This is a genomic window from Bacteroidota bacterium (genome assembly GCA_030706745.1).
Taxonomy (GTDB): domain Bacteria; phylum Bacteroidota; class Ignavibacteria; order Palsa-1295; family Palsa-1295; genus PALSA-1295.
Map to the genome: position 1 here is coordinate 70,227 of JAUZNX010000009.1, position 23,805 is coordinate 94,031.

Consider the following 23,805-nt stretch of genomic DNA (forward strand, 5'->3'; position numbering starts at 1 on the left):
GGGACCAGTGCCACTACTCAAGAATCATTAACCGCCGGGTGGCAACGAAGCCTTCCGAAGTAACGCGAAGAAAATATGCGCCGGAAGGAAGATTGCTCAGGTCCCAGTCGATGGCAGTGTTCTGAATGTCAAGTAAAATCTGCATTCTCTCTCGCCTCTCTCCCAGAATATCGAGGATCTCCGCGCTGGCCGGCCGGGCACCTTCATCATGCTCGATCGTGAAGTGCGCCATTCTATCCATGACTTGTACGTGTGAAACAAAAATCGGCAATCCGCGAAGCTGATTCTGGATTGTGCCTTGACCACAGACGAGTTCGATATGGAACTTTGAACTCTCGGTCGAATCTAGTTTGGCTATGCATGAGACCGGAAGCGGACTCGAAGGAAGAATGCTATCACAAGTAAATGTGATAGCCGTGCTATTTTGCGGAGCGAGATAGGAGTGGAAATGCAGCGTTGCAATCGTCGGACGATCCACGACCGGGGTGAATGTGAATGAGCGCAACATGTCACCGCCAGTCAGCCGCACAGTGTTGACCAACTGGATGTCAGCCTCCTCGATACTCTGATAGCCCAACAGGTCATTATCGTTCTGAATGCTGAATGCAAACTTGCTGAGTCCCGTTGGGATCAGACCTTGCCGAGTTAGCCGAACAACAATATCCTGATCTGTAAATGCACTAGGTATATCATTGTTACCAAGCATGAGTGAGAAATGAGAGGGATATTCAATGCTTGCCAGCAGCGGCATCGTGAGCTGACCGGAATCGGAATTACTATTGAGATGCAAGACAGCACTCACGGCCGCAGGCTGCCCGATTGTGTCAGGCGAGAAGTGCAAGTGTTCGAGGATGGAATCGCCAGGCGGAATTGATATAGGATAAGACATGTCGGTCCAATAAGACCGATTGATTCCACTGATGGAATCTCCAAATACGGTCACCACATCGCATCCAGAGTTCTTCACCCACACTGCTGTATCCCGCTCTTCGCAAACATGGACGCTATCAAAGGCTAGTGTCTTTACATTAAGCGCGGCAATGCGAGAGCCATGCGTCACATGAGCCTCAAGTGGAAGTGTTCTATCAGTTGGATTCTCGTCGTACGCGCCAATACCATGGACATGAAATGTCGCGGAAAAGATGCCGGTATCACCAGAGCTAAAACGCACCTTGAACTGGTGAGAGGAATCCGGTGCGAGTGAAATATTCGCTGTATCCAAAAGTGCAAACCGACCTGCCGGATCGATTTGCATGCTGGAAAGCAAGAGTGTATCACATCCATCGTTGGCGATTGTGAAGTACTGTATAGTATCCGCATTGCAAATCGTCATCTCTCCAAAATCGAGCAACGGGTCTCTTAGTGAGAGAATAGCATTGCCGGGTACTGCATCCGCAGAGAGCCGGACCTGCTGACTGGTGACGCCTTTCTTTGTCAGCCCATCGAGCAAATACGAAATGAATTGAGTGCTCGATCCGGGCGAAGTGGGAGTAAAATGTACGCGAATGGAAAATGCGCTATCGGGTGGCAGCCGGAGTGGAAGGGTAACATCGCTCGCGCTCCACCCGGACTGCCAAAGCGTCGTGTTCTTTGTTACCCAGATGGTGTCGCAGCCAAAATTGCGAAATGTAACGACAGTGTCGAAGGTGGAACACATTGAAGTAGTGTCGAGCTGGAGCATCGAAACGTCTGGCTCCAGATCGCCGCTTTCATTTGTGAAGGTGACAATTATTTCGAACGTGGTATCGAACGGCCGAAGCGTCTGGTCGTCGATCCCCGTGAGATGGAAGTAAATCGCGGTGGCACGGGCAAGTCCCTGTGGCGGAAATATCAGCCGGAGTGTGTCCCAAGTGCCTGCGGTGACCGTCCTGGGAAATAAGAGGTTGCTCTGGTATTTCAGTGCTGGATCGACTGCAATATTGCAGGTCCAAAACTGGACGCTATCGCATGGTGACGCCTGAAGGAATATCGGCACGATCGATTGAATGCAATTCGAAACCGTCAGCGTATGAGGAGCTTTGATGATCGGCGAAACCACTGGCGTTGCTGACAGTGGGATATTGAGAATCGTATCGAATATCTTATTTCCCTCGAGGAGCAGACCGTGGCAATGCACTTTGATGATGAGATTTCCCGGATGGCGCGCGAAGACTACAAACCGGACGGTGTCAGGCTGACCAGCAATGAGCGTATCGGGAAGTGTTTCCGACGAAGAAACTACAACAACATTGGTATCGAGCTGGAGTGAATCAAAGACGACAGAGCCGCAATCCGAAGTAGACAAGATTATCGGAATTGGAAACAAATCGCAAGTCTTCGCGGTAAGCTTCGGTTCAAGTTGAATCTGTGGCAATGGAGAGACGCGATGGACAGCGACGTCTTGGAGCCACTCGTAGTCCCGACAGCCATCAGAAGCTTGTAGCGTGATGTGAAGTGTTTCATCTTTTTGCGAAGAGTCTATAGCGAGCCAGAGTACGGTGACACCGTCGGGTGCGCAAACGAAAGTCGTATCAATGGTCCGCTGACCGGAGTGCAGGATGAGATGGCCCGAAAGTCGGCGGCCATATCCGGTTATGACAACTGGAATCGTCGCAGGCCCGCATGGCAATTCCGTATCCAGCACCGTTACTGGGATTTTGGGACGAGCATTGAGCGAGGCTCCTTTGCAGATCCAGACCTCATTCGCGCTCGTCGCGACGATCGTATCTCCTTGTGGACCGAATACACAGAAGTGGTAATCCTCACCGCTTGCCGCCGGCCCACGAATGAAATCCCAACTGAATCCTGCATCCACGGAGCGGTAGACTCCTGACGGTTCGTAATGATACAGGACGCCATCGGCACCTTCCATCAGGTCCTCTCGCAATCCTGTCTGTTGCGAGGCAAAATGCCAGCTTCTTCCGCTATCGAGGGAATATCTCACTGGACCATCTTCTCCCATTGCAAAGAACTCTCGGCGACAGGTATCGCCATAGATCCCCCATCCACCGACAGCACTCCCCGAAGGAATGGCTCCAACTGACCATGTGAGTCCCACATCCAAAGAATAATTTGCCCATAGGCCATCATCATTAATGGCCGCGCAAATATTGGAGTCGATCCGAGCGAAGCTGCCGGGTGCGCGGAGGCCATGGATCTTTCCATCGCTGGCACGGTAGACATCCCACGCGGCGGTTTCCGGCACTGTTATCTGACTCCAGGTTACACCGCTATCGAGCGATTTCCAAACCTCGAGGTTCGCCGCGGAATAGAGCACTCCATCGATGACGCGCAACGATTGAGGCGTAAGCCCGCTATAAGTGCTTTGGGTCCAGAAGCCATTCCGATAATAATACAGCCCTTGAAATGGTCCGGAGGCTACCCCGACCTGGGAATTCCAAAAATAGACACAGTGAAGATTTTCATTCGCCGGCCCCAAAGCACCGATCTGAACCCAGCTTTGCCCAGTCGCCAATCTTGGGCACAATGAAATTACCGCTACGAGAAGCGCGAAGACGCGTTGCCAAAAACGGGACGTTCGTACCATGACCGGGATCCAATATAATACATTTGCGGGAAATCCGGCTCTATTGAGAATTTCTGCTCGCATTCAATTAGGGTGCAATCTCCAGAATCACTGCGGAAGCGAAGAATTTATTAGTTATCAGGCAGAAGATTTCGTCTCCTTCATAGGCCGGGGAGCCTTATCCACCTCGGTTTCTGTTCCTCCGCCAGTGAACGATCAGACAAATCCATCCTCGAACGGCTCCCCATCGCTCCCGGCGACCAAGTCGGAGGTGCGCGTACTTTTTATTGGCGATATCGTCGGTACGGCCGCGCTGGCGATGGTCGTGCGGATGCTGCCCTCACTCAAAGCGAAGTATGCCTCTGATTTTATCATCGCCAATGGCGAAAACATCGCCGACGGCAAATCGCTGACAAAGAAGCATGCCGCTGATCTCTTCGGAGCTGGCGTGCAGGTCATCACGAGCGGAAATCATGTCTGGGATCGATGGGATGCCCGCGAGATGCTATCGAACGATCGTCGCATTTTGCGTCCCGCGAACTACCCGCGCGAAAATGCTGGCTCGGGTCTTCATATTGGCGAGACTGCGGATGGCATTAAGATCGGCGTGCTGAACCTTCAGGGCCGCACATATATGCAGACGATCGACTGCCCCTTTCGCGTATCGAACTGGGCGCTGGATAAGATCGCGGAATTCGCGCAGATCGTCATCGTCGATATGCATGCTGAAGCGACGGCTGAAAAGCAGACGATGGCACGCTATCTTGACGGCAAGGTCAGCGCCGTGCTTGGCACGCATACGCACGTGCAAACTGCCGATGCTCAAATCCTGCCGAATGGCACATCGTACATCTCGGATGTCGGAATGACCGGCCCGTACGAAAGTGTGATCGGAATGAAGATCGATATTGCAGTGCGCCGGTTCCTGAATCAGACGCCCTACAAGTATGACATTGCGAAGGATGGGATTCGCATTGCAGGCGTAAGTCTCACGATCGACGTGGCTACTGGTGCCACACTCGAGATCGAGCCGTTCATGTTTCCGGATTTCGAACGTACGCGGATGCCTCTCATCGATGTCGATGCGATCGACGAATCCGACATGGCACTCGAACAGCCTGAAGAAGGCATCCCGGCAACGGAAGAGCCCGAAGTCAGTAATGGCTGAAGCTCGCATCATCGATGGGAAGCGGATCGCTGAAGAACTCCGCAACGAGATTGCCCTGGAGGCTGCCGAATTTCTGAAGAAAACAGGAATTCAGCCCCGCGCGGTGTTCATCCTGGTCGGCAATAATCCCGCGAGCGAAGTATATGTCCGCAACAAAGGCCTCGCTGCAGAGCAAGCCGGATTTTCGCACGAGACGATTGCACTTCAAGAAAATACTTCCGAGAGTGCACTGATCGATCTCATTCGAGCGATCAATGCAGATCCCGCGACTCATGGCTTGCTGGTGCAATTTCCCTTGCCGCGCCATATCAACGAAGAACATATAATCGAGGCACTCTCGCCGGATAAAGATGTCGATGGATTCCATCCAATCAATGCCGGGCGACTCCTGATTGGCAAAGGCAATTTCTTTGCTCCCTGCACGCCGGCTGGCGTGATCGAAATTCTCTATCGAGAGAAAATCGAAGTCAGCGGGAAGCATGCCGTAATTGTGGGTCGCTCGAATTTAGTAGGCAAGCCGCTCGCGATGCTGCTCGCGCAAAAGAATCCGAAAGCGAATGCGGTCGCAACGATTGCACACACCGGAGCTGGTTCACGACTTGTAGAGATCACGCGACAAGCAGATATTCTCATCGCCGCGATGGGTGTGCCGCTGGCAATTACATCCGACATGGTCAAGCCTGGCGCGGTTGTCATCGATGTTGGGATTAACCGGATCGAGGACGCGTCGAAGAAATCGGGATATCGCTTAGTGGGCGATGTGGATTTCGAGGCCGTACGGCATATCGCCAGCGCAATTACTCCTGTGCCTGGCGGCGTCGGGCCGATGACAATTGCGATGTTGCTCAAGAACACACTGACGGCTGCCGAAAGGCAAATTCTCAAATGATGCGTTTCGGTATCTTCGGTCACCAGCAACGCGCCGGCTCGCGCGAAACACTTACCCTCCTGCTGAGGAAGATCGTAGAGCGATTTCCGAGTTCGCAGATTGTCCTGGCCGATGGCATGGCTTCCCTTATGGCTCCGGGCACGGTGGAAGTGTTAGCGTCACTCTATGATCTGGCCCGTACGAGCGATGTGATATTCTCCATTGGCGGTGATGGCACGATGCTCATGGCTGCCCGAGCGATCGAACGCACGAACCCCAATGCGAAACTCGTCGGCATCAACTTAGGAAAGCTCGGCTTCATCTCCGAGCATCCGCCGGCAGAGATGGACTTGCTCCTGGACGAGCTCGCGAGCGACTCACTTGTCACCGAGCATCGCCTGATGTTGCGCAGTACGGTCAGTAGCGAAACCACTGAATTGCCACGTGTCAATCAGGACGATCTCGAACCAGCCCGAGTCGGCAGCACCGCGCCGGAAATCGCGCTCGATGCTCTGAATGAAATTGTCATCGATAACTACGGCTCGACGCGAATGCTCACGTTCGAGATTTTTGTGAATGATGCACTGCTTGGCCGTATTCGCGCCGATGGAATTATCATAGCAACGCCAACCGGATCGACTGGCTATGCAGTCAGTGCTGGTGGCCCTATCATCGAGCCGACGAGCCGTGTCATGCTTGTGACACCGATCGCTCCGCACTCGCTGAATATTCGTCCCATCATCGTCCCCGAAGAAGCACGCGTGCGCGTCCGCAGCTTTGCTGATGCCCCCCAACAGGCGCTTGTCGTCGCCGATGGACAAGAACAAGCGATCGTCCGAACGCCCTCGGTCGTAACAGTTCAGGCCGCTCCCAATCGGCTGAAACTCCTGCGCCGCCGCGAGCGCTCGTATTTCGATCTGCTCCGAACAAAGCTCTTTTGGAGCGCAGATACGCGAGACGCCGGCTCCGTCCGGATGTAAGTATTCTGCCCGCAACCGGGAATCCTCGAGGCTTCGTATTCTTGGCCTCTCATTTCAAGTGACTGGACCCCTGTAACGGGCGAATGTCCCCCTGAAATTTCAAGCCTTGAAGTCGAAGCGAAGACGACCCCCTTCACCCTATATAACAAGGTTCGACCCTCAGGCTGTTGCATGAACATCATAATTCTATATACTATCCAGAATTATTCATCGAATATTCATAAAGCGTTGCCGTCTTTCGCGCTGCATACCGCAATGTATATCATTTAGCAAGAGTACTCAGGAGGCGGCGATGTTCCTATTATTCGTATCGAAAAAATGTTGGCACATGGTTCGCACTCAGCGCAAGTCCCAAGCCTTGGCAACCTTGAGCCGCGATCCCCGCTCTAAAGTATATCTGCAAAATACAGAAAGAAGTACCATCATGCGTATTCCATTAAGACTATTCCTATTCTTCGGACTCGTCGCGCTGGCCGCGCCGGCGTTCGCGCAAGTCCACCTTAGCATTAATATTGGGCCGCCACTGCCCCGGCACGAAGTTGTGGTCCGCTCGGTCGTTCCGGGAGCGATCTGGATTCCCGGTTACTACACCTATAGTCAATTCGATGAAGACTATGCGTGGCATACCGGTCGGTGGGAGGCTCCGCCGGCACCGCACCAGATCTGGGTGGCTCCGCGCTATGTCCACCGTGGTACGGGCTACGATTACTATGAAGGCGGATGGCGCGACAACGGCAAGCACAAGGGCCAGTTCAAGCAAAGAGGCGGCGCAGTGCAAAGCTATCAGGTTCGTGACAATCCGGGTCGAGGCAACAACAATCCCGGCCGCGGTAACGAAGGCCATGGTAATAAAGGCAACGGCAACGAGGGGCACGGCAACGAAGGCCATGGAAACGGCAACGGTCACGGGCGCGACAAATAACGCGAAGATTTTTCTTGACACCGTTGCAGTACCCGCCTCATGGCGGGTGCTGCTGTTTTAGAGAGGCGCAATGCATAGCCATTGCGCCTTGCTCCACCGATCGGCGAAACATTTTTGTGATAAGCCAAGGGTGGAGTGAAACGGAATCTTGCTGCGGATTTGATGGCTGGACGGGGGCGGAAATTGTTGTGACAGCAGTATAGATTACTTGGAACATGACTTTTACTGCCATGATGCGGACAAAGGGCTTGAGATCGATTCGATATTTTACTGGAAAGATTCTCAGTGGGAGTTCATTGCGACGAGCACTTTTGACGAAAAGAACCGCATTGAAAGCTGGCAGGGCTTTCGCGGCGGGTCGACGATGCGTCATTGCCGTGATGAATATGGCCGCACAATAAGGGACGAATCCTTTGGTATTATGGACTCGGTGTCATTCAATGAAAATGGGCTAGAGACAGGATCTTTCCGATTCAAACCGCGAGGTAAGACCTTCGATTGAAGCAAGACTAGATATGGTTATAATTAAGCAAGCCCTAATTGGAGTCCTTGACGGAACTTTCACCCCTCCCAAAGGCTTATAGCGCGGCTGAAAAAAAGGGGTTTTACACTGAAAATGTGAATAACTGGCCCCTGCTCGCTCCTTGAAAAGGGGCGATAATAGAAGATTTTAGAGGAAAACGACGTGGCAGGCAAGAATACCATCGAAAACGGGCGGATTACACGCTCCACGAAGCAGAGCGAAGTTGAGCGGAAATGGCATCTCGTCGATGCCGATGGACAGACCGTAGGCCGTTTGGCCACGCGCGTTGCGACCATCCTGCGCGGCAAGCATAAGGCGACGTTCTCGCCGCATGTCGATACCGGCGATTTCGTCGTGGTCATCAACGCCGAGAAGATCAAGATGACTGGCAAGCGCATGGAGCAGAAGACGTATTATCATAATACGCTCTATCCGGGCGGCGACCGCCACGAGAAATTCAGCGAGCTGATGGCCAAGCACCCCGAGCGCATCATCGAAGAAGCGGTCAAGGGCATGCTTCCGAAGAACTCGCTGGGCCGCAAGACCTACATGAAACTGAAGGTCTACGCTGGTCCGAAGCACGAGCACGAGGCGCAGAATCCGGTAGCATTAAGTCTTTAGTATTTAGGGTCATTGCGAGGAGCGACGCAGGAGCGACGAAGCAATCCCTGACAGGTTTACGAAGCAGTTCGGCTCACTTTGAGCGGGATTGCTTCAGAGGGCTAAAGCCCTCTTCGCAATGACGGTATTAGAATATTACAGTGGCAAAACAAGCACATATTTACATCGGTCGCCGGAAGAACGCGGTAGCGCGGGTCTTCCTCACTCCGGCCGTGAGCGGTCAGGAAGCGTTGATCAGCATCAATGGCCGCACGTTCGAGAATTTCTTCCCGAATTCGCTGCACCGCGATGACGTCGTTCGTCCGTTCAAGGTAACGAACACGTTCGGCAGCTTCAGCGTCCAGGCCAACGTCAATGGCGGCGGCACCACGGGACAGTCCGGCGCGGTGCGCCTGGCGATTGCCCGTGCGCTCTCGGAGATGAACGAAGAGAACAAGCCGCTCTTGCGCAAAGCCGACCTGATGACGCGCGATCCGCGTATGGTCGAGCGCAAAAAACCTGGCCAGCCGGGCGCACGGAAGAAATTCCAGTTCTCCAAGCGATAATTTTTCCATTGTAACCCTTGCGGTTACAATGTCCGGTAGGGGCTAATGGCATTAGCCCCTGTTGCCGGTAAAGCGGGCTAACGCCGTTAGACCCTACGATTTTCAAAACAGATACGGACCCAGCCGGTCTGCCCGGTGTCCAGCAATGGATAGCAGATGTGGCTCCGTAGAGATTATAACCAAACATTGACATGAGAATCAGTTTAGAAGACCTCCTCGCTTCAGGTGCGCATTTCGGTCACCTGACCCGCCGTTGGAATCCGAAGATGAAACCGTACATCTTCATGGAGCGCAACGGCATCCACATCATCGATCTTAAGAAGACGCAGGCACTCGCCGAAGAGGCGCTGGAAGCGGCTGAAAAGCTCGCGGCCGAAGGCAAGCGATTCCTCTTCGTCTCCACCAAGAAGCAGCTCCGCGTGATGGTCCGCGAGGAAGCCGAACGCTCAGGGCAGTTTTTCGCCACCGACCGCTGGTTAGGCGGCATGCTCACCAACTTCACGACGATCCGCAAGTCGCTCAAGCGCCTGAAGGATATCGAGAAGATGGAAGAAGAAGGCTCAATCGATAATTTCACCAAACGCGAGCGTCTCGATTTCTCCCGCGAGAAAGAGAAGCTCACGAACACACTCGGCGGTATTGTCGAGATGCGTGGACTGCCTTCCGCCATGCTCATCATTGACATCAAGAAGGAGCACATCGCTGTCGAGGAAGCACGCAAGCTCGGTATTCCGATTTTCGCGCTGGTCGATACGAACGTCGATCCCGACTTGGTCGATTATCCGATTCCGGCCAATGACGATGCACTGAAGTCAGTGCAGATCTTCGTGCACGCGTTCGCTGATGCCATCAATAATGGCCGCGCAGCAGCCCGTGCGAAGAAGACGGATGAAAGCGTATCCAGCGAGTCACGCGAGGACCGCATTCCGATCGAGCGCCGTGGCCGCCGTATCGAACTCGAAGCTTCTGACTTCGAGATCAGCCCGGTGCAGCCGGTGCCTGCAACTGCAGCAGAGTAGACCGATGAGACTTATAGGGCCTATTAGACGTATAGGTCCTTTTGAGAATACACAATAGAACTTAGCACTCAGAACTCAGCACTCCCGATGGCAATTTCTCCCGCACTCGTAAAGCACCTGCGCGATAAGACCGGCGCAGGTATGGCAGATTGTAAGAAGGCTCTCGAAGAAGCCAATGGCAACGAAGAGCAGGCGATTGAATTCTTGCGCAAACGTGGCGCGGCATCCGCGACCAAACGCGCCGATCGCGTGGCAAAAGAAGGTGTGATCGTCAGTGCTGTTGCCGGCGATAAGACCCGCGCCATCATGGCCGAAGTCAACTCTGAGACCGATTTTGTCGCGCGCAACGAGACGTTCATTCAGTTCGCACAAGAGATCGCGGATGCGGCACTCGCGGCGAACCCGAGTACGCACGAAGCGTTCTTGCTCTCGAAGCTTTCGAATGGCGCGACCATCGCCGAGGAAGTGGGCGCTCAAACCGGACGGTTGGGCGAGAAGCTCGAAGCGCGGCGCTTTGAGATGGTTTCTGAACCTTCGGGTTTCGTCACGAGCTACATTCATCCCGGCTCGAAGCTTGGCGTGCTCGTGGCCATAAGCGGCGCCAAGGATGGCACTGCCGCAGCGCTCGGACGTGACATTGCCATGCAAATTGCCGCGATGAACCCGATGGCGCTCAAGCGCGATGATATCAAGACCGATCAAGTTGAGAAAGAGTTGGATATCTACCGCACGCAGGCCAAAAACGAAGGGAAGAAAGACGAGATCATCGACCGTATCGCCAAGAACAAGCTGGAGAAATTCTATCAGGATAATTGCCTGCTCGAGCAGAGCTTCATCAAGGACGCCGCGAAGACGATCACCGATCTACTCAAGGAAGCCGGCCAGGGCGTGACCGTCACGGGGTTCGTCCGCATGCAGCTTGGCGAGATGCATAAAGACGCTGCGGAGTAATCACTCCCACTCGATCGTCGCCGGCGGTTTGGAGCTGATGTCATAAACGACGCGGCTGAGTCCTCGGACTTCGTTGGCGATACGGTTGGCGACATGCGCGAGGAACTCGTGCGGCAGGCGCGCCCAATCGGCCGTCATGCCATCGACTGAGGTGACGGCCCGCAGCGCGACAACTTTCTCATACGTCCGCTCGTCACCCATTACACCAACCGTTTGCACCGGAAGCAACACGGCAAACGCCTGCCAGGTCGATCCATATAAATCCTTAGAGCGGAGTTCTTCAATAAAGATCGCATCCGCCGAACGGAGCAGTTCGAGCTTCTCTCGCGTGATTTCGCCAATGACGCGTATCGAAAGTCCCGGTCCCGGGAATGGATGACGGTCGATGAAATGCTCCGGTATTCCGAGCGCCCGGCCCACGTTGCGGACCTCGTCCTTGAACAGCTCGCGCAACGGTTCGATTAGCTTCAGGTGCATCTTCTCCGGCAAGCCGCCCACATTGTGGTGCGACTTGATCGTTGCCGATGGACCTTTAAACGATAGCGATTCGATCACGTCCGGATAGATCGTCCCTTGCACCAGGAATTTCGCATCGCGGAATTTCGTGGCTTCCCCGGCCAGTACATCGATAAATGCTTTGCCGATAATCTTGCGCTTATCCTCCGGCTCACTAATGCCGGCGAGACGGTCGAGAAAGAGATCGGACGCATCGTGAAAATCGAGATCGATGCCAAAGTGATCGCGAAACGTGTGGACGACTTCCGCACTCTCGCCGCGGCGCATGAGGCCGTTATCGACATGTATGCACTTAAGCTGGTTGCCAATGGCCCGATGCACCAGCACAGCCGCGACCGCTGAATCGACGCCGCCCGAAAGCGCGCAAATGACCGTATCATCGCCCACACGCGCTTTGATTTCAGCTACCGTGGACTCGATGAAATCCGCCGGATTCCACGTCGCTTCCAGGTGCGCGATCTCGAACAGGAAATTCGAAAGAATCTCCTTGCCAAATTCCGTGTGTGCAACCTCGGGATGAAACTGAATCGCGACGATGGACTCGTCCGCGTTGGCAATGCCGGCGAATGGCGCATTCACGCTCCGCGCCGTGACATGAAAGCCTGAAGGAATCTTGTCCAACTTGTCGCCGTGCGACATCCAAACGGTGGAGCGCTCGGGAATATCTTTGAAAAGCTTTGATGTCTTATCTTCGACGGTGATCTCAGCTCGGCCATATTCCCGGTGCGCACCTTTCGAGACTTCACCGCCCATTTCGTGCGCGATGAGTTGCAGACCATAACAAAGGCCCAAGATCGGCTTCCCCATCCGGAAGATTTCAGGCGTGGGCCTCGGTGCGTCCGGCGCATACACACTGAATGGGCTACCCGAAAGAATGATCGCGCGTGGATTCAGGGTGGCAATCTCTTCGAGCGGCGCATTACAGGGCAGGATTTCCGCATAGACGCCAAGCTCCCGGACACGCCGGGCGATCAGTTGCGTGTACTGTGAACCGAAATCGAGAATTAGAACGGAATCTCCGCTGTGGGCCATGAGATAGTTGGCGAACTAATAGTGGCGTTTGGAAGGGACGGAGAACACAAGAGAATCGTGAGTAAATCCAATGAAAACACCGTCATTGCGTGGAGTGCGAAGCACGACGAAGCAATCCCAGGCACGAAGACCGAGTCTTTCTCGCAAATGAATGCTTCGTCATCCCGTCGGGCTTCCTCGCAATGACACCAGGAGACTATGAATTCGCAGCTATCTCAGATACTGTAGCCCGTTGCGCTTCAATCGTCCGCTCGATGTCTGCGTTCGAATGCGCCGCCGACACAAACATTGCCTCGAATTGCGAAGGCGCAAGATAGATACCACGTTCGAGCATTGCGCGGAAATAGTTGCCGAATGCCGCAGTGTCCGATTTAAAAGCCTGATCGAAATTCGTCACCGGATTCGCGGTAAAGAACAGGCAGAGCATCGAGCCGACACGCGTCTGCGTCGCCGCAATGCCGGCCGATTGAAGATTGGCCATGAAGCCGTTAGCGAGTGCGGCAGACTTCTTCTCCAATTCGGGATATGGATTCTCCTGCTGCAAAATCCGGAGCGTGGCAAGTCCTGCCGCCATAGCAAGCGGATTACCGGAGAGCGTACCAGCTTGATAGACCGGACCACTTGGCGAGAGCGTCTCCATGATGTCACGCCGCCCACCAAAGGCACCGACGGGCAAACCGCCGCCGATGATCTTGCCGAGCGTAGTAAGATCGGGACGAATGCCATAGAGCGACTGCGCGCCGCCCAACGCGACGCGAAAGCCGGTCATCACTTCATCGAAGATCAGCACGATTTTTTCGCGATCACACAGAGCGCGAAGTCCTTTGAGAAAATGCTCACTGGCTGGGACGACACCCATGTTGCCGGCAATCGGCTCCACGATGATCGCTGCGATCGCGCTGGGATTCAGCGCGACGAGCATCTCGACACTGGCGAGATCGTTGTAGCGGGCATTCAACGTGTCCTGCGCGGTGCCCCGCGTGACGCCTGGCGAATCCGGACTCCCAAGCGTGAGCGCACCCGAGCCGGCTTTGATCAAAAATGAATCAGCGTGGCCATGATAGCAGCCTTCGAACTTGACGATCTTCTCACGGCCCGTAAACCCTCGCGCCAAGCGGACAGCGGACATGGTCGCTTCCGTGCCGCTCGAAACCAACCGGAGCATCTCGATTGACGGCATCAGCTTTTTGACCAGCTCGGCCATTTCGATTTCGAGTTCAATCGGCGCGCCAAAGCTGGTTGCAATGCGAGCTTGCTTCTCGATTGCTTCGACGACCTTGGGATGCGAATGCCCGAGAATCAGCGGACCCCATGAGCCGACATAGTCGATGTACTTGTTGTCATCGGCATCCCAGATATACGCGCCCTCACCGCGCGAGAGAAACAGCGGATCGCCGCCAACAGAGCGGAATGCCCGCACTGGCGAATTTACACCGCCGGGAATGGAGCGCTTAGCTCGTTCGAAAAGGGATTGGCTACGAGTAGTCGATTTCTGTTTCATAGACTCTATAGATTCTATAAAATCTATTTGCTCAGCACTTTTGCCGCCCGCAATGCGAAGTAGGTCAAGATAATCGAAGCCCCTGCACGCTTGATCGCAAGCAGCGATTCCATCATCACGCGCTCTTCGTCGATCCAGCCGTTGGCTCCGGCTGCAAGAATCATGGAGTATTCACCACTCACCTGATACGCGGCAGTCGGCATCGCGAATTGCTCGCGAATGCGGCGGATAATATCCAGAGAGCTGATCGCAGGCTTGACCATGATAATATCCGCGCCCTCTTCGATGTCGCGCTGAACGACACGGAGCGCTTCATCGGAATTCGCAACATCCATCTGGTGTGATCGGCGGTCGCCAAAGGTCGGGGTGCTTCCTGCCGCATCGCGGAACGGGCCGTAAAGGCCCGAGGCATATTTCGCCGAATAACTCATGATCGGCAGCGAGGTAAAGCCGCTTGCGTCCAGTGCCTCGCGGATGGCGCCGATGCGACCATCCATCATATCGCTCGGCGCGATGAGATCGCTGCCGGCCTCGGCATGACTGACGGCTTCGCGCACAAGCAGCTCAACGGTCTTATCGTTGACAATCTCGATGCGGCCATCGTGCGTTCGCTCGACCACACCGCAATGACCGTGCTCCGTGTACTCGCAGAGACACACATCGGTCGCGACGAGTAGCTCGGGAAAGCGACTCTTGATCTCGCGGACTGCTTCCTGAATCACGCCTCGATCGTTATAGGCTTCTGAGCCAAACTCATCCTTATGCTCGGGAATGCCGAACAGGATCACACCACCCAGGTTTGCTTCGAGTGCGGACTCGCACTCGCGGAGGATGCCGTTGATACCAAGCTGATCGACACCCGGCATGGATTTGATCGGCTTGCGAAAATTCGCGTCGCCTTCAATGGCGAAGAGCGGCAAAATAAGATTGCGCGGCTCGAGCGAGGTCTCCCGGACCACGCGGCGGTGCATTTCCGTCATGCGCGTCCGCCGTGTCCGCGAGCGCGCGGTTACAAGTAAGTCTTCCTCTGAATGTTCGTGCGTATGCATATTAATAAGCGAATTCGGGCCTCAAACAAGGCTGGCGGCGAGTTCCGTTGCACTCTTGATGCAAGCGCCCATGGCAATGCCACCACGATAATTACCAACGAAATGCAGTCCAGGATTTGCGCTCTCGGCAGCGGAAATGGCATTCAATACCGAATCGTATCCAACGTTGTACTGCGGGATCGCGCGCTTCCAGAGCCTGGCATGTCGGAACACGGGTGCGCCATTCGACTGGAAGAGCGCTCGCACTTCTCGCTCGGCATTTTGAAGGATCTGATCATGACTCCATCCCATGACTGCTCGGTTGCGAGCGCCGCCCGCCAACACGGTTAGCAAAACGTGTCCATCGGGCGCGCGGCCCGCAAAGTTCGAGGAAGAATAGATCGCGCCTAAAATACTGCGGCCTTCCTTGCTCGGAATCAGTCCGCCAAATCCTTCGATCTTCGTCAGGAATTGATCTTCGCGAAAGCCAAGATATGCGACGGCTATTGGAGGATAGTCAACTGCCGCCAGTTCGGCTGCCAGCGAGATCGCGATGGATTCGATGAGCGGTGCGGTGCTATGCGCCGGCAGTGCGAGAATGATATTCGGCGCCGTAAAGCTCTCGCTCGCGGAGCGGAGCGTGTAGCCAGTCGCACCATGAGTGAGAGTCAGCGCCTCTTTATGGAATTGTATGTCACCCGCAAGCTCTTCGCGAATCCGCTCGATCAGCTCGCCGAGGCCATTCGGAAATGAGATAATGCGCGGTTTCACCCGGTTCGGGTCTTTCTTGCGCATGAGCATGCCTCGAATCATCGAGCCATATTGCTGGTCGAGCTGCCAGAAGACCTTGAACGAATGCCGTACGCTGAGCTTTGTTGGATCACCAGCATAAATGCCAGTCACAAATGGATCGGCTGCTTGCTCATACAGTTCTCGCCCAAAGTGTCGCAGAAAATAGCTCTCGATGGTTTCGTCTCTTGCGGTGCATGGCGATGTAAATATCTCTCCCAACACGCGAAGCTTTCCACCGAATGAGAATAATGGCGTCGTGACTGCCTGAATCGGACCCACCGGCGCCTGCACCCACCGGCCATTGCGAAGAATGAACCGCTTCTTGGCATTCGGACTGGCTTCCACCGCTCTCGCTGTCAATCCAACTGATTCGATGAGATCCACCGTCTCCCGGTTTTCGATGCGCAGAGAATTCGGGCCGGACTCAAGCAAATATCCATTGACCCGCTCGGTGAGAATCTTGCCGCCGGCGAGATTTGCTTCTTCGAGAACGAGAACGCTCGCGCCGCGCTGCTTCAACCGATAAGCACACGTAAGTCCGGTGATGCCGGCGCCAACGATGATATAGTCAGGCATTGTCGGAACAAGGATTTGCGGAGATTATGGGGATGAGCAAGATGAGTCAACATTTCTTCGATCAATTCCAATCTCTTCGACCTCTTAAATCTATAGCGTGTGGGCGGCACACGCTATAGAGGAATCATTTGTGTCGCGACGTCCTTACTCATCTGATTTATTCCATTCCTCCCACGAATTCGTAAGCTATGTTTAACAAACTCGGCAACACTTATTCATTCCTCCTCACACTGATCCTGCTAACCGTTTCGGTCTCAAGTTGCGATAATCGCCGAGCGGGAGAGATTCGCGCCGCGCGCAATTTCGCTGGATCTGTCGTGCGTAACGACATCGCGGCACGAGATTCGATGATCGCGACAGCGAAGTTGCAAGCGGCGTTTGCAAACGACTCCATCGGAGGCCATTTGCGGCAATGGTTCGGGACGTTCTGCGATAGCCTTGGAAACCGCACTAATTCCGACGAATGGAGATTGGATGCCGACCGTGACTTGCGGACAGCGCTCAACGGAGCTCTGATCGATACCGCTGAAATCGAGGAAACGGGCACAGTCAGGGTGAGTAACGGCCTCATCTTCGAAAATCCCAGCAGTGAACCGTTCTTTTGGATGGTCCGCCAACGTGGCAAACCCTGGCGAGTCGCCTTTGTAACAATGGGCGACACGACCATGGATTTTCGGCAGTGACCGAATTAGCTTAGCATCAGCCGCACTTCATCTGCCACGCCGGGTGCGCAGCTTGCGAGATGTCCGCCATCGATGCGTCGCGCCCCACTAAAATCGAAATACTCGCCACCGGCTTCCGAAACGATCACGCCGAGCGGCGCGCTGTCCCAAATCGCCATGCGTGCATCGAGCATCGCTTCGGCGCGGCCAGTCGCAACGAGAATGTGCCCGTAGCAATCGCCCCATCCGCGGTAGATACCGAATGTGCGGGTGATCGCGTCATACTTGGCGCGTCCGATCAGTTCTTCGAGGCGTCTGGGGCTTGTCGTGCAAAGAAGAGAATGGGACAAATGGGACTGATGCGACGCATGGGCCAGATTCCCATTCCAGTAGCAGCCTTCGCCAACGCCAGCCGAGACGGTTTCACCAAGCGCGGGAAGATGCACGATGCCATGCGTGACTTCACCCGATTGCTCCAGCGCGATCAACACACCATAGATCGGCACGCCATGCACGAAGCTCTTCGTGCCATCGAGCGGATCGAGGATCCACCGGCGTGCCGAGTTCGAGCCCTGTTCGCCAAATTCCTCGCCAAGAATGACATCGTTTGGAAAATGCTCGCGAATCCGCGCACGCAGATATTCTTCCGATTCACGATCGGCGCGCGTCACGGGGCTGGCGTCGCCTTTCGTGATGATCTCAAGATCGGGCTGGCGGAAATACTTTAGAGTGATCTCGCCCGCGCCACGCGCGATGTCTTCCAGGAAGAGGCGTAGGTCCATCATTCGTGTCTCAGTGCTTCGATTTCTTTCAGGGCCACATCCGCCAGGCATTCGATGAAGAGCGGATGTGCGTTCAACCCTTTCATCACGCGGTAGTTCGTGATGCCAGATGCTTCGGCGGTCTTGCGCTCTTCGATGTCAAGTTCGTGCAGGGTCTCGATGTGATCGCTCACGAACGCAATCGGTATAACAAGCATGTCCGTGACACCTCGAGCGCCCAACTTGATAAGCATGTCATGCGTCGAAGGTTTGAGCCATCGTTTCGGGCCCACCTTGCTCTGAAACGAGAGCAAGTACTCGTGGTCGTGCCCACGCATATCCATGACCAACTCCATCGTCTCACGGATTTGAGCCGAATAGGGATCGCCACGCTTCACCATGTCGAGGGGTGTGCCGTGCGCGGAAAAGAGCAGCAGTACATCTTTCGGATTCGGAAATTGCGCAAGCCCCTCCTCGATCCGAGTGTTGATCGCTTCGAGATACTTCTCATTCTTATAATATTCGCGAACGCGGCGCTCACGGAACGCAGCATGTTGTCGCGCCAACTCGCGGTCCCACTCGTTGAAGCTCGAACCAGCGTTTGCCACAGCGTATTGGGCATAGAGCGGAAGAAGAATCACCTCCTGAACCCCATCATGCACAAGTGCGGACATTGTATCGGCCGTGAATGGCTTCCAATACCGACCGGCAAGACGCACCGTGACACCGAGACTTGCGTGCTTCGCATCGAAGTATTGCTGCAACGCGCGGACCTGCTCCTCCGTCCGCTCAACGATCGGTGACTTTCCTCCAATCTCCGCGTACTTCTCCCGAACTGATGGAGCACGTCGCTTGGAGATTTGTTGCGCGACAAACGTCTGGAATTTCGCGCCGAAGGGCAGCTCGAAAATATCCGGGTCGCTAAAAAGATTTAGGAGAAACGGCTCGACAGCTTCGAGCGAATCGGGTCCGCCGAATTGAAGGAGAACGATAGCGATCTTGCTGCGTGATTCAGTCATGTTTACTGACTTTGTTGCCTGCCCAAATGTTTTTGGGCTTGCACGATCATGTCATCGAACGCATTGGCCCCAATCTGATAGGGGTACTTCTCGTAAACGGCATTGTCTTCGTTGATCGTGAGTCCGTTCTTGATATCGTCTCGTCCCTCTATCATCAATGCAAGCGGAGGGTTCGTTGGATCGAGGGCCATCATGCAGCGGACTTTGTAGTACTTCGCGTCTGCAAAATGTGGATATGACTCGATCGCGCGGTCGAAGGATAATACAGCGGCGCCATAGCGCTGCTCTTCATACTGTGCTATGCCGATATAGAACATGTGCATGTAATGGACCCAGTCCTTACCGGCTTCACCATCATGCCTGATGCAGGTTGAGAAGAGCGATTCTGCACTATCGTACTGGCAGAGCTGTAGATAGGATAGCCCGAGATAGAAGTTGTACTCATGGTCCATCACTCCCGCAGTGGGACGCTGCCGTTGTGCGGCCCGAAAGTCCTGGATTGCCTCGCGATATTGCTTCGAAAAGATACACTTGATGAAGGCCCGATAGTCGAGCCACATCATGGAATCGTACTTGACCGCACTATCGAGGTACGGCATTCCGACCTCGTACTTCATTTGCTTGAAGTAGGGCATCGCGCGCTGCTGCCAGAGATAGGCATCGTCGTGCGAGAGCGCAATGGCGCTATCGATATACATTGCTCGTTCTCTCGAAAACAGTGGATGCAGCCAAGCTCCGTGATCCAGAAATCGCTCTCGCACGGAATCGCGGTGTGTTGGTGGCTGGCTGTTGTTCGTTTGCGCGGATGCGCAGATGCTCAAAACGGTTAGTACGACGAGTAGACCGAGTGATTTCATGCGATCGACAAGTTAGAGTTTTGCCCACTCTCTTGGATGCCGAAGGACTTCTTCCAATGCAGCTTCCGGTGTGCCAGGAGTAGGGTGCACATCATACTCCCACCGGGCGACAGCCGGCAGGCTCATGAGAATACTCTCCGTGCGACCGTTTGTTTCGAGGCCAAATCGCGTGCCACGATCGTATACTAGATTGAACTCGACATACCGCCCACGGCGCAGCAATTGCCAGTGTTTCTCCGCCTCTGCATAGACTTCATCCTTGTGCCGCTCGACAATTGGCACGTATGCCGGCAAGAACGCTCGTCCGGCATCTTCGACAAATGAGAACAATTGCTCGCGCTCGCGCGGATTCGGCGCACTCAGGTGATCGAAAAAGATACCGCCAATTCCGCGCGATTCATTGCGGTGTTTGATCCAGAAATATTCATCGCACCAAGCCTTGAAGCGCGGATAGTAGGTGAGATCGTGCTTGTCGCATGCAGTCTTTAGCGTGTGATGAAAATGGACTGCATCCTCCACATCGAGGTAATATGGAGTCAGGTCCGAGCCGCCACCAAACCATGAAGCGCCATCGGACTGTTCGAAATACCGAAAGTTGGCGTGCACCGTCGGTATCTTGGGTGAGCGTGGATGCAACACGAGCGAGACGCCAGTCGCAAAGAACTGCATTGCACTTGCACCGGGCTTCATCGAGTCCGGCGCCTCACCATGGACCGCGGAGAAATTCACACCGGCTTTTTCGAATACGTCGCCATCCTTGAAAACTTGCGTGATGCCACCACCGCCGCCGGGCCGCTCCCACGTTTCGCGAAAGAATTTCGTGCCGCTACCATCGAGCACTTCGAGTGCGAGCGTGATCTCTCGCTGTAACGTGCGAAAGAGTTCTTCAGCCCGAGCGCGCAACGATGCTTGAAGCTCTGCCATCAAGCCTTCGGTTTGTACGCGTTCTTGGCTGCCTCGACAAACGCGCGAGCATTGTCCGGATCGACATCCGGCGTAATGCCGTGGCCCAGATTGAAGATATGCCCAGTCGGCTCGCCCATCCGTTCGGCGATCAGGCGGACGCGGTCCTCGATCACTTCCGGCGTCGTGTATAGCACAGCCGGATCGAGATTGCCCTGCAAGGTGACTCCACCTCCGAGGACTTCTTTGACCTCGGCAATATCAATCGTCCAGTCGAGCGAGATGACATCGCAGCCAGTCGATGCGATCTCCGAAAGCGATTGATTCGCGCCCTTGCAGAAGACGATGATCGGAACATCCACGGTATGCGTGCGCACAAGCCGAATGATCTCGGCGATATACTCGAGCGAAAACTCTTTGAAATCGTCCGGCGTGAGCGCTCCTGCCCATGTGTCGAAAATCTGCAGGACATCCGCACCCGCCTCAACTTGCGCGATCAGATATTGCGCGATGACATCGGTGAGCTTGCGCAGCATTAGGTGGGAATCCTCACCACGCGTGAAGAGCATCTTCTTCGCTTCGTGGAAATCCTTAGAGCCTGAGCCTTCGACCATGTAAGCAAAGAGCGTCCACGGCGCGCCGGTGAAGCCAATGAGCGGCACGCGGCCGGCAAGCTTCTCTTTTGTGAGCCGGATGGCGTCCATAACATACGAGAGCGCCTGTGTGGTATTCTTATCGCGAAGCTGTTTGATCTGGGTGTAAAGCCTGATCGGATCCGGAAATCGTGGCCCGCCCTTGCCCTCTTCGACGACCAACTCCATCCCCATTGCCTGCGGAACGACCAAAATGTCGGAAAAAATGATCGCAGCATCGACGCCTACGAGATCGACAGGTTGAATCGTCACTTCCGCCGACAACTCGGGCGTATGGACCATTTCGAGAAATGTATGCTTGGCGCGGACGGCGCGATATTCGGGCAAATAACGGCCAGCCTGCCGCATGAACCATACCGGTGCGCGTTCCACCGGCTCACGCCGCGCGGCTCTCAGAAGTAGATCGTTTTGAAGTTTCATTGCGGTGGCAAACATCCGGTTCGCACTTATCCATCCCAAGCATGGAAGGTCTAATTATGTCCTCCACGACCCGTCATTGCGAGGAGCGACGAAGGAGCGACGAAGCAATCCCTTCCAGGATGAGCGCCAGCATCCACGCTTGGCAGGACTTCGTGGTGGGGATTGCTTCGTCGGGCTTCGCCCTCCTCGCAATGACGAGGATCACACAACCTTACTTATCCAGCCACACATATTTCATGTCGATCCGATTCATCGGGTCGAGCGGATTATCACGGACGTACGGTTGGAGCAGGCGATAGTGCTCCTCGTAAAACAACGGTATCGAGGGCGCCTCGTAGGCCGCGATGTCCTCGGCCGCAGCATAGAGCTTCATGCGCTGCGCCTCGTCTGTTGTGGCGATCGCCTGATAGAACAGGTCGTTGAATCGCTCGCTGTTCCAGCGGGCACTGTTCGGATAGCTCTTGAGACCCTCCTGCTTTGGAATGAGCCGGCCGTTGAGCAAATTCAGGAAATTCTCCGGCTCGGGATAATCGGCATACCAGCGCGTTAGCCAAAGGCCGAGCTTGCCATCTTCGGAGCCATCAAGCAGTTGCGCGGACTGCATGATCTGGAGCTGAACGTCGAGTCCGATCTTCTTCCACATCTCTTGCACGGCCTCCGCGATCTGCATAGGGCGCGGTTCGTTGTATACGGCGAGCGTGATTGGCGGTGCTCCATGGCCATTCGGAAAGCCCGCGCGTTCAAGCCAAAAGCGCGCGCTATCCGGATTGTAAGCGATCCCGTGCACGTCATCAATGGGATAGCGAGAGAATGCGGGTGGGATGATCCCGTGCTCTGCAACCGAGTGCGGCGCACTCTTCAGCACGAACTTCACGATACTCTCGCGATCGACCGCAAACGACATCGCGCGACGCAAGGCCATGTTATCGAATGGCGGCTTTGAGCAGAGGAACTCCATGAAGTAGGAGTTCATCGCGGAGACATGCTGCAGCGCGTACTTGCTTGCATACTGCGCGGTCAGTTCTTTTTCGGGAGTCACAATCTGCTGGAAGCTCTCTGTCGGGATTGTGAAGTCTTCATCCTCCGAACCTTGCAGGAATGATTGCAGCAGCGTCTTGTCATCCTTGATGAGCGTGTACTTGACCTCATTCAGCAACGGCAATTGATTGCCAGCGGAGTCGTGCTCCCAGTAATTGGGGTTGCGAGTGAGCAGAATTTCCTGATCGGGCTTCCAATAGCTGAATTTAAACGCACCAGTCCCGACCGGATGCTGGAAGAAGTCCTTGCCGTAGCGCTCGATGGCCTCACGCGGCACAATGTAGCCGAAGCTGGTCGTGAGATGCTCAAGGAATGGCGCGAATGGCTTCGTAAGCTGAACGACGAATGTGGAATCATCGATGACTTTGAATCCGGACACTCCCCCTCCTACGCCAGTATGAGAGGGCTGGGGGGTGGTCTTCCCAGCCGATTCGAAATACTCATTCGCTCCATCGACGATATCCTGGAAAATCCAGAACCCACTTGTTAGCGTCGAAGGATTGCAGACACGCTCGAAGGAATATTTCACATCCTTTGCATTCAGCTTTCGTCCGTGACCGCCGGGAAAACAGGAATCGTCATGGAAGAGAACATCCGTCCGCAGGTGGAACGTGTAGGTCTTGCCGTCGGGTGAAATATCCCACGACTTCGCAAGCTCCGGCACGAGTTCGAGCTTCGAATTATTCTCGACGAGCTTATCATAAATGTTGGTACCAATGTCATCCTCGACCTTGCTGTTCATCCGGACGGGATCCAGCGAGGACGGATTGCCGCGAATCTCGTTCAGCGTGTAGCGGCCGCCGTATTTCTTGCCACCGAGTGCGGAGTGCATGACGGCGCTCTGCTTGTGACCACAGGAAGAGATGAAAAACGCGCCAATGATAATAAGAGTGAGCGATCTGAGCATTGCTGCAAAGATACGCCGGGATTCTGGAATTCCTTCGC

21 protein-coding genes are annotated in these 23,805 nt (G+C 54.7%); 9 read left to right on the forward strand and 12 right to left on the reverse strand.

What is annotated here, in order from left to right; all coding sequences use genetic code 11:
- Positions 1-13: 13 nt before the first annotated feature.
- Positions 14-3,526 (reverse strand): choice-of-anchor D domain-containing protein, encoded by a 3,513-nt coding sequence (locus tag Q8902_11055; GenBank protein ID MDP4200094.1) that lies wholly within the window; start codon positions 3,524-3,526, stop codon positions 14-16.
- A gap of 187 nt (positions 3,527-3,713) precedes the next feature.
- On the opposite strand from Q8902_11055, the gene Q8902_11060 reads away from it, so the two are divergent.
- From Q8902_11060 to Q8902_11075, 4 genes are all read left to right on the forward strand, one after another.
- Positions 3,714-4,673: a TIGR00282 family metallophosphoesterase gene (locus tag Q8902_11060; protein ID MDP4200095.1), complete on the forward strand. Its 960-nt coding sequence runs from the start codon at positions 3,714-3,716 to the stop codon at positions 4,671-4,673.
- On the forward strand, positions 4,666-5,562 hold the full coding sequence (locus Q8902_11065; GenBank protein MDP4200096.1) for a bifunctional 5,10-methylenetetrahydrofolate dehydrogenase/5,10-methenyltetrahydrofolate cyclohydrolase: 897 nt from the start codon (positions 4,666-4,668) through the stop codon (positions 5,560-5,562). The genes Q8902_11060 and Q8902_11065 overlap by 8 nt, the downstream gene beginning before the upstream one ends.
- Entirely contained in the window at positions 5,559-6,521 is a 963-nt protein-coding gene (locus Q8902_11070) for an NAD(+)/NADH kinase (GenBank protein MDP4200097.1), read from the forward strand. The genes Q8902_11065 and Q8902_11070 overlap by 4 nt, the downstream gene beginning before the upstream one ends.
- Positions 6,522-6,945: 424 nt before the next feature.
- Complete coding sequence (locus tag Q8902_11075) at positions 6,946-7,443, forward strand: hypothetical protein (protein MDP4200098.1); 498 nt, start codon at positions 6,946-6,948, stop codon at positions 7,441-7,443.
- Between the two features lie 37 nt (positions 7,444-7,480).
- Here the strand turns inward: Q8902_11075 and Q8902_11080 are convergent, their stop codons facing one another.
- Positions 7,481-7,816, reverse strand: coding sequence for a hypothetical protein (locus Q8902_11080; GenBank protein MDP4200099.1), 336 nt, complete (start codon positions 7,814-7,816; stop codon positions 7,481-7,483).
- 345 nt (positions 7,817-8,161) lie between these two features.
- Here Q8902_11080 and rplM point away from each other — a divergent pair, with 345 nt between their 5' ends.
- The 4 genes from rplM to tsf all read left to right on the forward strand — a co-directional run bounded on the left by rplM (position 8,162) and on the right by tsf (position 11,102).
- On the forward strand, positions 8,162-8,587 hold the full coding sequence (gene rplM, locus Q8902_11085) for a 50S ribosomal protein L13 (GenBank protein MDP4200100.1): 426 nt from the start codon (positions 8,162-8,164) through the stop codon (positions 8,585-8,587).
- Positions 8,588-8,727: 140 nt separating this feature from the next.
- Positions 8,728-9,132, forward strand: coding sequence for a 30S ribosomal protein S9 (gene rpsI, locus Q8902_11090; protein MDP4200101.1), 405 nt, complete (start codon positions 8,728-8,730; stop codon positions 9,130-9,132).
- Between the two features lie 191 nt (positions 9,133-9,323).
- Positions 9,324-10,151 carry a 30S ribosomal protein S2 gene (gene rpsB / locus Q8902_11095; protein ID MDP4200102.1) on the forward strand — a complete coding sequence of 276 codons (828 nt, stop codon included), beginning with the start codon at positions 9,324-9,326 and terminating at the stop codon, positions 10,149-10,151.
- An 87-nt stretch (positions 10,152-10,238) separates the two neighbouring features.
- Positions 10,239-11,102 carry a translation elongation factor Ts gene (gene tsf / locus Q8902_11100; protein ID MDP4200103.1) on the forward strand — a complete coding sequence of 288 codons (864 nt, stop codon included), beginning with the start codon at positions 10,239-10,241 and terminating at the stop codon, positions 11,100-11,102.
- Here the strand turns inward: tsf and guaA are convergent, their stop codons facing one another.
- The 4 genes from guaA to hemG all read right to left on the reverse strand — a co-directional run bounded on the left by guaA (position 11,103) and on the right by hemG (position 16,547).
- Positions 11,103-12,650, reverse strand: a complete 1,548-nt coding sequence (gene guaA / locus Q8902_11105) for a glutamine-hydrolyzing GMP synthase (protein ID MDP4200104.1) — start codon at positions 12,648-12,650, stop codon at positions 11,103-11,105.
- 196 nt (positions 12,651-12,846) lie between these two features.
- The gene (gene hemL, locus Q8902_11110; GenBank protein MDP4200105.1) at positions 12,847-14,151 is read right to left on the reverse strand and encodes a glutamate-1-semialdehyde 2,1-aminomutase; all 1,305 of its coding nucleotides are present in this window, start codon (positions 14,149-14,151) and stop codon (positions 12,847-12,849) included.
- Positions 14,152-14,174: 23 nt separating this feature from the next.
- Entirely contained in the window at positions 14,175-15,200 is a 1,026-nt protein-coding gene (gene hemB, locus Q8902_11115; protein ID MDP4200106.1) for a porphobilinogen synthase, read from the reverse strand.
- Positions 15,201-15,221: 21 nt separating this feature from the next.
- Positions 15,222-16,547, reverse strand: coding sequence for a protoporphyrinogen oxidase (gene hemG / locus Q8902_11120; GenBank protein ID MDP4200107.1), 1,326 nt, complete (start codon positions 16,545-16,547; stop codon positions 15,222-15,224).
- A 188-nt stretch (positions 16,548-16,735) separates the two neighbouring features.
- On the opposite strand from hemG, the gene Q8902_11125 reads away from it, so the two are divergent.
- On the forward strand, positions 16,736-17,230 hold the full coding sequence (locus Q8902_11125; GenBank protein MDP4200108.1) for a hypothetical protein: 495 nt from the start codon (positions 16,736-16,738) through the stop codon (positions 17,228-17,230).
- A 5-nt stretch (positions 17,231-17,235) separates the two neighbouring features.
- Here the strand turns inward: Q8902_11125 and Q8902_11130 are convergent, their stop codons facing one another.
- The 6 genes from Q8902_11130 to Q8902_11155 all read right to left on the reverse strand — a co-directional run bounded on the left by Q8902_11130 (position 17,236) and on the right by Q8902_11155 (position 23,767).
- On the reverse strand, positions 17,236-17,994 hold the full coding sequence (locus tag Q8902_11130) for an inositol monophosphatase family protein (GenBank protein MDP4200109.1): 759 nt from the start codon (positions 17,992-17,994) through the stop codon (positions 17,236-17,238).
- On the reverse strand, positions 17,991-18,989 hold the full coding sequence (hemH, locus tag Q8902_11135; protein ID MDP4200110.1) for a ferrochelatase: 999 nt from the start codon (positions 18,987-18,989) through the stop codon (positions 17,991-17,993). Before hemH ends, Q8902_11130 begins: the two co-directional genes overlap by 4 nt.
- Positions 18,990-18,991: 2 nt before the next feature.
- The gene (locus Q8902_11140; GenBank protein ID MDP4200111.1) at positions 18,992-19,846 is read right to left on the reverse strand and encodes a hypothetical protein; all 855 of its coding nucleotides are present in this window, start codon (positions 19,844-19,846) and stop codon (positions 18,992-18,994) included.
- Positions 19,847-19,858: 12 nt separating this feature from the next.
- On the reverse strand, positions 19,859-20,770 hold the full coding sequence (gene hemF / locus Q8902_11145) for an oxygen-dependent coproporphyrinogen oxidase (GenBank protein MDP4200112.1): 912 nt from the start codon (positions 20,768-20,770) through the stop codon (positions 19,859-19,861).
- Positions 20,770-21,822: a uroporphyrinogen decarboxylase gene (gene hemE / locus Q8902_11150; protein MDP4200113.1), complete on the reverse strand. Its 1,053-nt coding sequence runs from the start codon at positions 21,820-21,822 to the stop codon at positions 20,770-20,772. Before hemE ends, hemF begins: the two co-directional genes overlap by 1 nt.
- Positions 21,823-22,033: 211 nt before the next feature.
- Positions 22,034-23,767, reverse strand: a complete 1,734-nt coding sequence (locus Q8902_11155) for an ABC transporter substrate-binding protein (GenBank protein ID MDP4200114.1) — start codon at positions 23,765-23,767, stop codon at positions 22,034-22,036.
- Positions 23,768-23,805 lie beyond the last annotated feature (38 nt).

Bases quoted from the DNA above. Each gene is read 5' to 3' on its own strand.
- Q8902_11055 (MDP4200094.1), bottom strand. From the start codon at position 3,526: ATGGTACGAACGTCCCGTTTTTGGCAACGCGTCTTCGCGCTTCTCGTA.
- Q8902_11065 (MDP4200096.1), top strand. From the start codon at position 4,666: ATGGCTGAAGCTCGCATCATCGATGGGAAGCGGATCGCTGAAGAACTC.
- Q8902_11070 (MDP4200097.1), top strand. From the start codon at position 5,559: ATGATGCGTTTCGGTATCTTCGGTCACCAGCAACGCGCCGGCTCGCGC.
- Q8902_11075 (MDP4200098.1), top strand. From the start codon at position 6,946: ATGCGTATTCCATTAAGACTATTCCTATTCTTCGGACTCGTCGCGCTG.
- Q8902_11080 (MDP4200099.1), bottom strand. From the start codon at position 7,816: ATGACGCATCGTCGACCCGCCGCGAAAGCCCTGCCAGCTTTCAATGCG.
- rpsB (MDP4200102.1), top strand. From the start codon at position 9,324: ATGAGAATCAGTTTAGAAGACCTCCTCGCTTCAGGTGCGCATTTCGGT.
- tsf (MDP4200103.1), top strand. From the start codon at position 10,239: ATGGCAATTTCTCCCGCACTCGTAAAGCACCTGCGCGATAAGACCGGC.
- guaA (MDP4200104.1), bottom strand. From the start codon at position 12,650: ATGGCCCACAGCGGAGATTCCGTTCTAATTCTCGATTTCGGTTCACAG.
- hemL (MDP4200105.1), bottom strand. From the start codon at position 14,151: ATGAAACAGAAATCGACTACTCGTAGCCAATCCCTTTTCGAACGAGCT.
- hemB (MDP4200106.1), bottom strand. From the start codon at position 15,200: ATGCATACGCACGAACATTCAGAGGAAGACTTACTTGTAACCGCGCGC.
- hemG (MDP4200107.1), bottom strand. From the start codon at position 16,547: ATGCCTGACTATATCATCGTTGGCGCCGGCATCACCGGACTTACGTGT.
- Q8902_11125 (MDP4200108.1), top strand. From the start codon at position 16,736: ATGTTTAACAAACTCGGCAACACTTATTCATTCCTCCTCACACTGATC.
- Q8902_11130 (MDP4200109.1), bottom strand. From the start codon at position 17,994: ATGATGGACCTACGCCTCTTCCTGGAAGACATCGCGCGTGGCGCGGGC.
- hemH (MDP4200110.1), bottom strand. From the start codon at position 18,989: ATGACTGAATCACGCAGCAAGATCGCTATCGTTCTCCTTCAATTCGGC.
- Q8902_11140 (MDP4200111.1), bottom strand. From the start codon at position 19,846: ATGAAATCACTCGGTCTACTCGTCGTACTAACCGTTTTGAGCATCTGC.
- hemF (MDP4200112.1), bottom strand. From the start codon at position 20,770: ATGGCAGAGCTTCAAGCATCGTTGCGCGCTCGGGCTGAAGAACTCTTT.
- hemE (MDP4200113.1), bottom strand. From the start codon at position 21,822: ATGAAACTTCAAAACGATCTACTTCTGAGAGCCGCGCGGCGTGAGCCG.
- Q8902_11155 (MDP4200114.1), bottom strand. From the start codon at position 23,767: ATGCTCAGATCGCTCACTCTTATTATCATTGGCGCGTTTTTCATCTCT.